Origin of the sequence: Gordonia aichiensis, assembly GCF_039946255.1 — a bacterium.
Lineage (GTDB): Bacteria > Actinomycetota > Actinomycetes > Mycobacteriales > Mycobacteriaceae > Gordonia > Gordonia aichiensis_A.
The window spans coordinates 156678-169618 of record NZ_JBCDWL010000008.1 but is presented as its reverse complement, the minus strand read 5'-3'; the positions used below and the strand labels follow the sequence as shown (position 1 = coordinate 169618).

The 12941-nt window shown below is 69.8% G+C and carries 15 protein-coding genes; 8 read left to right on the top strand and 7 right to left on the bottom strand.

The features are described from left to right. Nucleotides 1-197 precede the first annotated feature (197 nt). From AAFO60_RS11890 to menE, 5 genes are read left to right on the top strand one after another with little or no spacing between them, the layout of a single operon-like run. A complete protein-coding gene (locus tag AAFO60_RS11890) occupies nt 198-1418 on the top strand; it encodes an inorganic phosphate transporter (protein WP_347956407.1) in 1221 nt (406 codons plus the stop codon). A gap of 26 nt (nt 1419-1444) precedes the next feature. Next, nucleotides 1445-1717 (top strand): hypothetical protein, encoded by a 273-nt coding sequence (locus tag AAFO60_RS11885; protein ID WP_347956406.1) that lies wholly within the window; start codon nt 1445-1447, stop codon nt 1715-1717. A gap of 36 nt (nt 1718-1753) precedes the next feature. Next, nucleotides 1754-2065: a DUF3349 domain-containing protein gene (locus AAFO60_RS11880; protein ID WP_347956405.1), complete on the top strand. Its 312-nt coding sequence runs from the start codon at nt 1754-1756 to the stop codon at nt 2063-2065. A 10-nt stretch (nt 2066-2075) separates the two neighbouring features. Further along, a complete protein-coding gene (locus AAFO60_RS11875) occupies nt 2076-2474 on the top strand; it encodes a DUF3349 domain-containing protein (protein WP_347956404.1) in 399 nt (132 codons plus the stop codon). Further along, nucleotides 2471-3631, top strand: a complete 1161-nt coding sequence (menE, locus tag AAFO60_RS11870; RefSeq protein ID WP_424307456.1) for an o-succinylbenzoate--CoA ligase — start codon at nt 2471-2473, stop codon at nt 3629-3631. Before AAFO60_RS11875 ends, menE begins: the two co-directional genes overlap by 4 nt. A gap of 5 nt (nt 3632-3636) precedes the next feature. Here the strand turns inward: menE and AAFO60_RS11865 are convergent, their stop codons facing one another. Further along, nucleotides 3637-5106 (bottom strand): PE-PPE domain-containing protein, encoded by a 1470-nt coding sequence (locus AAFO60_RS11865; protein ID WP_347956402.1) that lies wholly within the window; start codon nt 5104-5106, stop codon nt 3637-3639. Between the two features lie 167 nt (nt 5107-5273). Between AAFO60_RS11865 and AAFO60_RS11860 the strand changes: the two genes are divergently transcribed. After that, complete coding sequence (locus tag AAFO60_RS11860) at nt 5274-6143, top strand: 1,4-dihydroxy-2-naphthoate polyprenyltransferase (RefSeq protein WP_347956401.1); 870 nt, start codon at nt 5274-5276, stop codon at nt 6141-6143. A 33-nt stretch (nt 6144-6176) separates the two neighbouring features. Here the strand turns inward: AAFO60_RS11860 and AAFO60_RS11855 are convergent, their stop codons facing one another. From AAFO60_RS11855 to AAFO60_RS11830, 6 genes are all read right to left on the bottom strand, one after another. Continuing rightward, nucleotides 6177-6917, bottom strand: a complete 741-nt coding sequence (locus AAFO60_RS11855; protein WP_347956400.1) for a Clp protease N-terminal domain-containing protein — start codon at nt 6915-6917, stop codon at nt 6177-6179. Next, nucleotides 6910-7176, bottom strand: a complete 267-nt coding sequence (locus tag AAFO60_RS11850; RefSeq protein WP_424310282.1) for a helix-turn-helix domain-containing protein — start codon at nt 7174-7176, stop codon at nt 6910-6912. The genes AAFO60_RS11855 and AAFO60_RS11850 overlap by 8 nt, the downstream gene beginning before the upstream one ends. A 66-nt stretch (nt 7177-7242) precedes the next feature. Continuing rightward, on the bottom strand, nt 7243-9765 hold the full coding sequence (locus tag AAFO60_RS11845; RefSeq protein ID WP_347956398.1) for an FtsX-like permease family protein: 2523 nt from the start codon (nt 9763-9765) through the stop codon (nt 7243-7245). Between the two features lies 1 nt (nt 9766). Next, a complete protein-coding gene (locus AAFO60_RS11840; protein WP_347956397.1) occupies nt 9767-10447 on the bottom strand; it encodes an ABC transporter ATP-binding protein in 681 nt (226 codons plus the stop codon). A gap of 44 nt (nt 10448-10491) precedes the next feature. Beyond that, nucleotides 10492-11592 (bottom strand): PLP-dependent cysteine synthase family protein, encoded by a 1101-nt coding sequence (locus tag AAFO60_RS11835; protein WP_347956396.1) that lies wholly within the window; start codon nt 11590-11592, stop codon nt 10492-10494. Between the two features lie 2 nt (nt 11593-11594). After that, a complete protein-coding gene (locus AAFO60_RS11830) occupies nt 11595-11924 on the bottom strand; it encodes a DUF4229 domain-containing protein (protein ID WP_347956395.1) in 330 nt (109 codons plus the stop codon). A 230-nt stretch (nt 11925-12154) separates the two neighbouring features. On the opposite strand from AAFO60_RS11830, the gene AAFO60_RS11825 reads away from it, so the two are divergent. Next, complete coding sequence (locus tag AAFO60_RS11825; RefSeq protein ID WP_347956394.1) at nt 12155-12379, top strand: BldC family transcriptional regulator; 225 nt, start codon at nt 12155-12157, stop codon at nt 12377-12379. Between the two features lie 168 nt (nt 12380-12547). Next, nucleotides 12548-12718, top strand: a complete 171-nt coding sequence (locus AAFO60_RS11820; protein ID WP_347956393.1) for a hypothetical protein — start codon at nt 12548-12550, stop codon at nt 12716-12718. Nucleotides 12719-12941: the final 223 nt, after the last annotated feature.

Genomic DNA, 12941 nt, shown 5'->3' with positions numbered 1-12941 from the left:
ACCTCGTTCACCTGTCCGCCACCTTGCAGACACCTCCCGTGCGCAAACTTCCGGCACCACTCGGTGGCGTGCCGCCCAATCACAGGTGAACTTTCCGTTAACCCGTCCGATATGGGGGTAAATCCCCTGGTCACGGGGCTGAAGACTATGTCACATCGAGTTGACTCGGAGTAGCCTGCGGCCGTCATAGTAGTGGCATGACCGCAGAGATGCTGATCCTCGTGCTGTTGATCGTCACAGCCCTCGGCTTTGACTTCACCAACGGATTCCACGACACCGGCAACGCGATGGCCACGTCGATCGCCACCGGCGCACTCAAGCCGAAGGTCGCCGTCGGACTGTCGGCGATCCTCAACCTGGTCGGCGCCTTCCTCTCCGTCGAAGTCGCAGCGACGATCACCAAGGACGTGCTGAAGATCCAGCAGACCAGCGGCGCCGACAAGGGCGACCTGGTCACCGGGCTCGACGCCAACAAAGCCCTGATCATCATCTTCGCCGGCCTGATCGGCGCCATTCTGTGGAACCTGTTCACCTGGCTGTTCGGCCTGCCGTCGAGTTCCTCGCACGCCCTGTTCGGCGGCCTCATCGGCTCCGGGCTGGCCGCGATCGGCACCACGGGAATCAACTGGCACGGCATCCTCGCGAAGATCATCGTCCCGGCGCTGTTCGCCCCGGTCATCGCCTGCGTCGTCGCCGCGGTCGGCACCCTGCTCATCTACGCGATCACCAACGGCATCTCCGAGCGGAACAAGGAGAAGGGCTTCCGGCGCGGCCAGATCGCCTCGGCATCGCTGGTCTCCCTCGCTCACGGCACCGGTGACGCCCAGAAGACGATGGGTGTGATCGCCCTGGCGCTGATCGCGACCGGTCACCTCGACGCGGGCAGCGTCGCACACGGTCTCCCGTTCTGGGTCGTGCTCTCGTGTGCCGCCGCCATCGCCCTGGGCACCTGGCTCGGCGGTTGGCGCATCATCCGCACCCTCGGCAAGGGCCTGGTCGAGATCAAGGCCCCGCAGGGCATGGCCGCGGAGGCCTCGTCGGCCGCGATCATCCTCACCTCGTCGGTGGCCGGTATGGCCCTGTCGACGACCCACGTCGCAACCGGTTCGATCCTGGGCACGGGCCTCGGCAAGAAGGGCGCCGAGGTGCGCTGGGGCGTCGCAGGCCGCATGGCCGTCGCCTGGGTCACCACGCTTCCGGCGGCCGCGCTGGTCGGCGCCCTGTGCTTCTGGCTGGCCCACCTGATCGGCGGAGCCGCCGGCGCCATCGTCATCTTCCTGATCCTGGTCGCGCTGTCGGGCTACATGTACTACCGCGCCCAGCAGCAGAAGGTCGACGCCAGCAACGTCAACGCCGAATGGGACGGGGCGACCAACTCCCCCGTGCCCGCCGTCGGCGACACCACCCCGCAAGCCTGATCCGCCCGAGAAAGGCACCAGACCTCATGGACATCGTCTCCTCCATCACCCGGGTTCTCGCGCTCGGCCTGATCCTCGGCGCCGGACTGCCCGCACTGTTCGCGGTCGGCATGCGACTGGAAGCCGCCGGTCACGGCGAGCTCGGCAAACCCGCGAATCAGGGCCTGCGGATCCTCGGCTACGTGATCTTCGCGCTGACCTTGCTGGTGATCGTCGTCGGCATCCTGTGGGTGACTCGACAGACCCTGAACTACTACCTCGACATCAAGATCTTCCCCGACTTCGCCTACAAGAAGTAACGACCGAGCGACCGGTCTGAAAGGCACAGACTCCTCATGGCTCCTTCGCTGTTCGACAATGTCATCAAGTGGATTCGTGCCGGATACCCCGAGGGGATTCCGGCCGCCGACTACCCGCCGCTGCTGGCACTGCTGACCCCGGTGCTGTCGGAGTCGGAGATCACCGACGTGGTCCTGAGCCTGGCGCTGGAGCACGGCGCCGAGACCCCGGCGACGCCCGAACGCATCCAGGAGGCGATTCAGGCGGTCACCGCGCAGGCCCCCTCCGAGGAGGAGACCCGGCAGGTCGCAGCCCGGCTGGCCGCAGCGGGTTGGCCGCTCACCGACCACGTGCCCGCCGCAGATTGATCGTTCGATCGTGGACCGTCCCGCCTTCTTGCACGCCGTAGTCCGCTGGCTGCGCGAGGGATACCCCGAGGGCGTCCCTCGCGGCGACTATCTACCCTTGCTCGCCCTGCTGCGCCGACAACTCACCGAAGACGAGATCGGTCAGGTCGCGCTCGAACTGGCCGATCCGGCATCGCGAGCGCCCATCAGCCGGATCGACGTCGGCGTGGAGATCTCGAAGGTGACCCAGGAACTGCCCCGACAGGAGGACATCGATCGGGTCCGGCACAAGCTGGAGAAGGCGGACTGGCCCTTCGACGACCAACCGCTCCGGTCCGACGCGCCCGCGGCTTCCGAGCCGAATGACCGGATCGCCACCGGTCCCGAAGACGAAGATCCGGAAAACGAGAATCCGGAGGACCGGCCCTGAGACTCCTGCAGCCGCTGTCCCTGCCGGCCGATCCCACGGTGATGGATTCGCGTCGTGCCCTGCTGTCGATGCTCGACGGCGACGCCGCCTATCTGCCGCTGCCCGCCGCGGAGTCGGAGCAGTCGCGGCGGCTGTCGGCCGCCCTCGCGGTCGGCGAGCCGATCGACGACGACACGGTCCTGGTGGTCTCGACCTCGGGCACCACCGGAACGCCGAAGGGCGCGATGCACACGCCCGACTCCCTGCGTGCGTCAGCGGACGCGACCGCGGCGGTGCTCGGCGGTCCGGGCAGTTGGCTGCTCGCCCTGCCACCGCACCACATCGCCGGGCTGCAGGTGATGCTGCGATCGCTGGCCGCCGGCCACGATCCGGTGGTGATCGACATGTCGGCCGGCTTCGACCCCGATGCGCTGCCCGCGCACATCGCCGCGATGACCGGCGACCGACGCTACACCTCGCTGGTGCCGACCCAGCTCCGCAAGGCACTCGACCATCCCGCCGCCGTCGCCGCGCTCGCCGAGCTGGACGCCATTCTGGTGGGCGGTGCCGCCACCGGCCCGGCGCTGCTGGCGAGGGCCCTCGAGGCCGGTCTGCCGATCGTCCGAACGTACGGCATGAGTGAGACGGCGGGCGGTTGCGTGTACGACGGCCTCCCCCTGCCGGGGGTCGCCGTGCGGATCGACGACGCGGGCTCAGACGGGGTGGGCCGGGTGCACCTGGGCGGGCCGACGCTGGCTCGCGGTTACCGCCACCTTCCCGATCATCCGGCGTTCGTCGAGCCCGGGTGGTTCCGCACCGACGACCTCGGCGTCGTCGAAGACGGCGTGCTGCGCGTGGTGGGCCGGGCCGACGAGGCGATCTCCAGCGGCGCGTTGACCGTGGTGCCACAGGTGGTCGAGGCCGTGATCGCGACCCTGCCGGCAGTCGCCGATTGCGCGGTCTTCGGCCTGCCCGATGCTCGGTTGGGCGAGCAGGTGGTGGCCGCCCTGGTCCCTGCACCCGGTTCTGCGGCACCGACCGCGGCCGAGATCGCCGAGCTCGTCACGCGGCGCCTGGACCGCTACGCGGCACCCCGCCGGGTCTTCGTCGTCGATGCGCTGCCCACCCGTGGCCCGGGCAAGGTGGACCGACGAGCGCTGCGCGCGTCGTTCTCCTGATCTCCTCAGGCGGCGGCCGGGACCGGCCCGTCGACAGCCGTGCCGGCTGACGTCTCGGGCTCGGCCCCCGACGGCCCCTGCTGCGTGGGCTCGTGCAGTGTGGGCCCCTGCAGCGCGGGCTCCGTCGCCGGGGCCTCGCCGCCCCGACTCGGCGCGTCCGATTCCGGTGTTCCCGACTCCGGTGCTCCCGATTCCAGTGTTCCCGACTCCAGTGTTCCCGACTCCGGCACGCCGGACGCCGGAGGCGCCGAGGCAGTCGGTCCGGTCTCGGTCGGCACGGGCGCCGATGTTTCGACGGTCGACGGCGCCTCGGACACGCCGGGCTCTGTCTCCGGGGCGGCATGGCGCGGCCCCGGAGAGGAGGCCGCACCCTCGAGCGGGATCGGTTCGGCCCACTCGCCGTCGTCACCGAGCAGGCGATGCCGACCGCCGGTCTCCGGCTGCGACGAGAGGGGCGCCTCGACGACGCCGATCCGGGGGTCGGCATTGTCCGCGGTGATCTCCTGGGTCGGATAGAAGGCCTCGGCCATCCGGTCCCAGCGCTCCAGCTGCCGCGTCGACACCGAGAGCCCGAGCGCCCGGTGGATCATCGCGTTCAGCAGAGCGAGCGGATGGTAGGTGTCGTAGATCTCGTAGGTGCTGTTGCCGTCGACGCTCTTGAGCGTCTTGACGTGATCGAGGTTCTCCAGGTGCGCATAGGTGTACGGCCCGGTATCGGAGTGGATGGCGATGAAGCCCGCCGCGTTCACCACCGCCGACGCGATCGGCCGGTACCAGACCCACTGCAGGTGCGCCGCCGGATCGCCCTGCACGATCACGTGCACCACCTCGGCGTCTCCGGTGTCTGCGGGATTCCGCGCGCCGTCGCCGGTCACGCCGATCAGTCCGAGCAGCCGGTCGGCGAGCGGGACCCGGTCGAGCTGTGACTTCACTCCCCACGGACCGCGGGGGTCGGACACGAGCAGGATCGTGTCGCCCGCGCCGAGCCAGCCCTCGCGAGCGGCCTGCTCGGCGGCGTTCCCGAGCGCGTCGGAGCCCTGGGAGAATCCGGTGTAGACGACGGTGCGGTCGACGCCGCTCAGTGCTTCCATCACCGCGAGACTGTTCGCCCGCCCCACCTCGCGCGAGGCGTCGTAGGTCGGGGCGAACAACGGCAGCAGCTTGCCCGACTTGCCGGAGATGATCGGCCAGAAGGATTCCGGGTAGGTGACGATCGCGGACTCCCGGTCGCCGACGATCCCGTCGATCCGAGGCGAGCGGTCGTCGTCGGTTCCGGGCACCACCACGACGAACGCGTCGTCGAGCGGACCGTCCACCCACTTGCCGAGCACGTCGACGTGGCCGGTGAAGGAGGTGCCGGGGATCGCGACGGAGGCGTCGAAGACCGGCGCGGCAGCCGACGCCGGACTCATCGGCAGCAGCAGGCCGACACACAGTCCGCACGCGGCGGCCGAGGTGGCAATGGCACGTTTCACGATCAGATCTCCCCCGACGCAGCAAGATGTCGGCGCACTCACGGGCGCCGACATGTTCCGACACCTCCACAAATACATGTCGAATCTGACAGTCGAAAGTCCCAGAATCGGCGTCCGACGATCGACCGGCACCCGACCTGGGGACGGCCGGATGCGAAGATGTCCGAGTGGCAACCGTGAGTCAATGGATCGAAGGCGCCCGCCCGCGCACTCTGCCGAATGCGATCGCTCCGGTGATCGTCGGGACCGGCGCAGCGATACACCTCGGCGAGGTCGTCTGGTGGAAGGCGGCGCTCGCGCTCGTCGTCGCCCTGGCGCTGATCGTGGGCGTCAACTTCGCCAACGACTACTCCGACGGCATCCGCGGCACCGATGACGACCGGGTGGGCCCGCTTCGGCTGGTGGGTTCGGGCGCGGCGAGCCCGCGATCGGTGAAGGGCGCGGCGTTCGCCGCCCTCGGTGTCGGCGCCGTGTGCGGCCTGGTCCTGGCGCTGTCGACGGCATGGTGGCTGGTACTCATCGGTGCGATCTGCATCGCGGGCGCATGGTTCTACACCGGCGGCGCCCGCCCCTACGGCTATCTCGGCTTCGGCGAGATAGCCGTCTTCGTGTTCTTCGGGCTGGTCGCGGTGCTCGGCACGCAGTTCGTCGCCGCCGGCGCGGTCGACTGGGTCGGCTTCGGCTGCGCGGTCGCGATCGGCAGTCTGTCGAGCGGAGTGCTCGTCGCCAACAACCTCCGCGACATCCCGACCGACACCGAGTCGGGCAAGATCACCCTCGCGGTCCGCCTCGGCGACGCCCGGACCCGGGACTTCTACGTCGCGCTGTGCGCGGTGCCGGTGATCGTCAGCATCGCGCTGACCTTCTTCGCACCCGCCGCTGCGCTCGGGCTGCTGGTGGTGATCCCGCTGGTCAAACCCGTGCGGGTGATCCGCGGTGGCGCGCAGGGCCGCGATCTGATCCCGGTGCTGGCCGCAACCGGCATCGCGATGCTCGTGTGGTCGGTGACGACGGCGGTCGGACTCGCCCTGACATAGGGCGAGTCCGACCGTCCGTCGCGTTCGCGCCGGTCAGGAGGCGGGAGCCTCCGGCATCGTCGCCAGCACGGCCGCGCGGAGTGCGTCGACGGTCGTCGTCGACTCGATGACGGCGGTCGCCGCCGGATCCGCGGTGTCGAGAATCGCGAGCAGGAGTCGCTCGACGCTGATGTCGTGCTCGCCGCCGCGACGCGCCGTCTCCACGGCACTCCGGATCGCGTCGCGAGCCTGCTCCGACAGCCTGCCGCCGCGACCGCGACCGCGCGGTCCGCGACGACCCCGGCCGGCGTCGGCAGGGCCGAACCAGACCTCGCCCGGCCCCATCTGGAACGCCGTCCCCGGCCCCGGGCGTCCGCCCGGATGCCGGCCGTGCCCCGCCGGCCGGCAGCCGCGGTCGCCGCCGCGCCCTCGTCCACGTCCGCGCTCGGGTCGGTGCCCCCAGCCGTCGGACAGGTCCTCGCCGAACCGGTCACCGACGGCCTCGCGCACCTTGTCCAGGTCGATCCCGATGCTGCGCAAGGCTTCCCGGTCTTCCTCGTAGCGATCGCGGGTCCGGGTCGCGGCGTCGGCCGACTGCCCCTGCCGCACCACCGCGCGTGCATCGGACAGGTTCAGCCCCTGCGCCGCGAGCACCGCGTACAGCGGGCTGCGCGCGTTGCCCAGCATGCCGAGCACGAGGTGGTCGGTGCCGATCTCTCGGCTGCCCAGATCGCTCGCCTCCTGCGCCGCAAAGCTCAGCACTGCGCGTGTGTCTGTGTTGAAACGGTCAAACATCGTGGCCGTCCCTTCCGGCCGCCTCCGCGGCCTCTTGATGGGAATGCTTCTGATGCACAGCCTGGCGGCTGACCTGCAGAATGTCGGCGATCGCCTGCCAGCTCCATCCGCTCGACCTCGCCGAGGTCACGTGGACGTCTTCGAGCCGGTCGGCGAGGGTTCGCAGCGCCCGAACCAGAGCCAATCCGACGGCCGGGTCATCGCTGGCCGCGGCCCGCACCATCGGGTCGTCATGATTCATCGGTTCACCACTGTGCATGATGTCAATTTATCTTGACACCACGTACGTGTCAAGATTTATTGACGTCGCGGGCTCCGTCGACCGTCACGACTGGACCAGCGACTCGGCGATGTTCATCCGCGACGCCCGCACGGCGGGCACCACCGCACCCACCAGGCACAGGACCACCGGCACGATCACGTAACCGAAGGCCGACCACTGGGGTGCGTACGTGATGTCGATCGAGGTCGTCTGGGTGAGGATCCGATCGGCGAGCAGATGCAGTCCGCTGCCGAGCAGCAGCCCGATCACCGCGCCGACCAGCGCGATCGACGCGGCCTCGCTGAGCACCATGCGGGCGACGAATCTGCGCGAGGCGCCCATCGCACGCAGCACCCCCAGTTCGCGGCGGCGCTCCAGCACCGACAGCAGCAGCGTGTTGAGCAGGGCGATCGCGGCTGCGCCGGCGACGATCCACTGGATCGCCACGGTGAACGCACCGGCCTGCTCGGCGCTGTGCTTGGTCGCATCGAGCGCCTCCTGCCCGGTGTAGACCTGCACCGGACGATCCCCCAGTCCGGGATGCGCGGCGGCGATCGCCGTCAGCCGCTCGCGCACCTGCACCTGATCGGCGCCCGGGACCGTCATCACCTGCAGGTAGGTGTCGCCGTCGCGCCGGAACCACTCGTGAAGCAGCCGATTCGAAACCGCCGCCACCCCGGAGTCGATGGCGATGTAGTCGACGGTGTCGCGGACGACCAGCTCGCGATAGCCGGTCGGCGTGGCGAGCCGCACGGTGTCGCCGGTCCGCACCCCCATCGTTCGTGCCAACACCTTCGACAGCAGGATCCCGTCGCCCGTGAGCGTCTCGCGGACCGCCTCGTCCGACGACTTGCGGATGAAGGGGGCCGACGATCCCGGCTCCAGGCCCTGCAGCATGACGCGGGCGTCGCCGATGTTGACCGAGGCCCACTGCCCGCCCACCACCGACTCGACCCCGGGCACCGCGGCGACCAGCGGAGCGATCGCCGGGTCGAGCCTCGGCCCCAGCGGCATCGAGTCCGCCCCGCGGGAGGAGACGTAGAAGTCCGGATCCGACAGTCCCTCGAGGGAGTTGGAGATGGAGCCGATCAGGTTGTTGAGCGACCCGGAGATGCCGACACCGACCGCGATGGCGACCGCGACCGTCATCACCGTCGCCCACACCCGCCGCGGCGCGCGTCCGCTGTTGATCGCGGCCAGCTGCCCGGGCCCGCGCCACCGGTTCGACACCGCGACCACCGCGCGCACCAGGGCGGCCATGAGCGCGAAGCACAGCAGCAGCCCGCCCGCCGAGTACACCGCGCCCGCCAGGATCGCCCAGCGGCCCTCGATCACCTCCGCGCCCACCCAGGCGGCGACGATCAGCACCGTCCCGGCCACCCCGCTCGACACCAGCAGCCGGGTCGCAGGCGGACGCGCATCGGCGGCCTCGCCCGGCACCATCGCCTCGACCGGCGAGACGGCGAACACCGACCGCGCGGCGAGCATGGTGGCGCCGACGCAGGCGACGACGCACGCGACGATCGCCACGACCGGCGCGTACCAGGGCAGGTGGTAGGCGACCATCACGCCGACCGCCTCGGAGGCATCGGGCAGCCGCCCGATGATCCACCGGCCGGCGAGCACGCCGAGCGGCACGCCGAGCACCCCGCCGAGCAGCCCCAGGATCGCCGACTCGGCGAGGAGGTCGCCCACCAGGTGCCGACGCCGGGCGCCCAGCGCACGGAGCATCGCCAGCGACTGGCGGCGCGAGGCGACTGCCATGTTCATCGTGTTGAAGACCAGGAAGGCCGCGATGATCAGCGAGACCATCGACACCAGCAGGGTGGAGTCGTGGGTCACCGAGTTCGCGACCTCGACCTGTTTCACGCGGAACGCCGGGTCCACGACGCTCCCCCGACCGCCGACCACCTGCGCGGTCTGTGCGCGCAGTTCCGGTGAGGCCACCCCGGGCTTCGGGACCAGCAGGAACGAGTCGACGGCCCCGTCGAGACCCGCCAGCCGTTGCGCGAGTCCGAGGTAGGCGAAGACGAACCGGCCGCCGTTCAGGACCTGTGTGGCGGTGTCGTCGACGACCCGCACCACCGTGACCTCGACGCCCGACAGCAGCAGTCGTTGCCGTGCGTGCAGTCCGGTCGCCGCGCCCACCACGATGCCGTCGGCGAACTGTGCCGGGTCCACCGCGCCGCCGTCGTCGAGCGCGGCGCGCAGTGTGCTCGACAACGCGGTCACGTTCAGATCCGAACCGAGCAGGACCGCCGGATGCCCGTCGATCATGACGGTGCTGCGCACCATCGGCACCACCGCGGCGGCGCCGGGCACCTCGCGTCGCAGCTCGCCCGCGAGGTCGTCGTCGACGCCGCTGTCGGTGATGGCGGCGACCTCGACCGTCGCATCCCCCGACAGCGCCGCGCTGAACGCGCGCACCGACTCCGACATCGAGCCGTAGGTTCCCAGGACCGCCACCAGCAGGGCCGACGAGACCAGCACCACCGCCAGGGAGGTGACGACCCGCAGGCGATGGCCGACGAGCTCTCGCAGGTTGAAGATCCGCACGCGAGTCAGTCCCGCGAGCACCGCGCCCATCTCAGTGCGACCCGTCGATCCGACCGTCGCGCACGGTGACGATCCGGTCGCAGACCGCGGCCGCGTTGGCGTCGTGGGTCACCATCAGCACCAGTCGGTCGGGTTCGTCGTGCGCCACCTCCGACAGCAGGGCGAGCACGTCGGCGCCGGTGCGGGAGTCGAGATTGCCGGTCGGTTCGTCGGCGAGCAGGATCTTCGGGTCCATCATCAGCGACCGCGCGATGGCCACCCGCTGCATCTGTCCGCCCGACAGCTCCGACGGTCGGTGCTCCACCCGCCCGCCCAGGCCGACGCGCTCGAGCAGTTCCACTGCGCGGGGGCGCGCCCGGCGCAGCGACTGCGCGTCGAGCAGCCGCGGCAGCGCCACGTTCTCCCAGGCGGTCAGCGTCGGGACGAGGTTGAAGAATTGGAAGATGAAACCCACGCGCCGGCGGCGGAACTCGGAGGCGGCGTCGTCGTTCAGCGCGGTGAGGTCGGTGCCGTCGACTTCGATGGTGCCCGAGGTCGGGACGTCGAGTGCTCCGATGATGTGCAGCAGCGTCGACTTGCCTGCGCCCGACGGTCCGACCACCGAGACGAACTGCCCGCCCTCCAGGGTCAGCGACGCCCCGTCCAGCGCCCGCACCGTCTCGGTGCCCATCCGATACTCGCGTACCAGCTCCGTCGCCTCGACGACTGCCATCTGCCTACCTCCAGCGTGCGCGCTCCCTCAACGCGCACCGCCGGTCAGACCCAGACGCCGGTGGCGAAGAACTCCTCCAGTGCCGCGGTCGGCGGGCCCAGGTCGAGCTTCTGTTCGTCGACCCACTCGTCGTTGAAGTACGTGTGATCGTATCGGTCACCACTGTCGCACAGCAGCGAGACGATACTGCCGGAACGTCCCTTTTCGACCATCTCGCCGATCAGCGTGCACACGCCCCAGAAGTTGGTGCCCGTCGAACCGCCGACCCGCCTGCCGAGCCGGTCCGACAGGAAACGCATGGCGGCCACCGACGCCGCGTCGGGCACGGGCACCATCGCGTCGATCACCTGCGAGACGAACGAGGGCTCCACGCGGGGTCGGCCGATGCCCTCGATCCGCGAGGCGGTGTCCGAGGTGAGCGTGCCGTCACCGGATTCGTACGCGGGCAGGAAGACCGAGTTCTCGACGTCCACCACGCACAGCCTGGTGTCGTGTCGGCGGTACCGGATGTAGCGGCCGAAGGTCGCCGACGTGCCGCCGGTTCCCGCGCCGACGACGATCCACTCCGGGACCGGATGGCGCTCCTCGGCGAGCTGCGCGAACACCGATTCGGCGATGTTGTTGTTGCCGCGCCAGTCGGTGGCGCGTTCGGCCATCGTGAACTGGTCGATGAAGTGCCCGCCGAGTTCGGCTTCGAGCCGCTGCGCGACGGTGTAGATCTCCGACGGCGAGTCGACGAAGTGGCAGATGCCGCCCTGCGCCTCGATCAGGCGGGTCTTGGCAGGCGATGTTCCGGTCACCATCACCGCGATGAACGGCACCCCGATGAGCTTGGCGAAGTACGCCTCCGACACCGCCGTCGATCCCGAGGACGCCTCAATCACCGTCGTCTGCTCCCGGATCCACCCGTTGCAGAGGGCGTAGAGGAACAGTGAGCGCGCCAATCGGTGCTTCAAGGAGCCGGTCGGATGCGTCGACTCGTCTTTCAGATAGAGGTCGATGCCGTCCCCGCGGGCCGCCCAGTCGGGCAGGTCCACCTTCAGCAGGTGCGTGTCGGCGCTGCGGCGCGCGTCCGCCTCGATCAGGCGGACGGCGCGGCTGCTCCACTCACAGTCGGTGACGCGTTCCACCACGCGGGTCGGCACCGTCAGTCCTCGCCTCGGAGCCGGGCCTGCAGGTCGTCTCGCTGCTGCGACCGTCGCGCATCCACCTGTGCGATCTGGTCGTTCACCCGCAGGCGCAGCGACTTGAACAGCACCAAGCCCAGCGGCAGGGCGATCAAGACGCCGAAGACCGCGGCCACCAGCAGGGGCACTTCGACGCCCACCGCCTTGGCGCCGAAGACGATCGCGGCGGCGAGCACCACCACCAGCGCGAGCCGCGCGAGCGAGTAGAGCAGCACGGCGCCGATCAGCGTCGCCGTCGTCGCCTGGGCCTGCTGGTCAGGGTGGCCGTCTGCGGGTCGTTCCTCTGTCATGCTCGCCAGGATACTGGCCGACCACCCGGACCTGCGAATACCCGGTTCAACCCAGGTCTTCGGACCAGTGCGGCAACTGTGCGATTCTCGGCTCAACCGACATTACGGACTCTTTACCAACCCCTGACTGTTCGAGCAACCACCACAAACGGGTGTATCTCTGTTGTCACCGGCGAAACTGCCTGTGCCACCCGCTGGCCGACCGACAACCAGAAGGACGAGGAGATCTCATGACCGCCATCGCCGACAACTCCGCTGCCGAGACCGGGATCATCACCCCGGCGCTGGCCACTCAGCACAACCTGACCCCCGGCCAGGTCGCTGCGATGTTCAATGTCAATCCGAAGACCGTCGCCCGCTGGGCCTCGTCGGGTGTGCTGAAGTCGATCCGCACCCCGGGCGGCCACCGCCGGTTCCGCGAGGCCGACGTCGTGGAGCTTCTCAACCGCTCCTGAACCGGACCGATCGCCACCAGCCCGGACCGGGCCTCGGTGGGAGTGATCGTTCGGCCACCCCGGATGGGTGACCGAACCGCTCCCGACGAGGCCCGGTCTTCGCTGTCTCGGATAGTCGGTACCCTGGGAGGTGGATCTGTCCGCAACGCGTATCTGGAGGAGGCCGGCATGCCGTACCTGTTCGTGATCCTCATCGTGGTCGCCGCCGCATACCTCTCCTGGCGGCTGGTGCAGACCCGACTCGAAGCCGAGCAGCAGCACCACGCCGGAACCCGGCCCCCCGCCCCGCGCGGACCCGACGACGACCCCGACTTCCTGCGCACGCTCGATCAGCACTGACCGTCCCCGGGCCCAGATCTCGATACGCTCGTCGGCCCAGGCTTGTCGAGTAGCCACCGAGCGCAGCGAGGCGGCGTATCGAGACGCCCCCAGATCTCGATACACTCGCAAACTCCGTTCGCGGGCTACTCGATCAGCCTAAGACGCCCCCAGGCCTGCCGAAGCGGAGTATCGAGACACCCTCGGATCTCGATACACTCGCTCACTCCGTTCGCGGGTTACT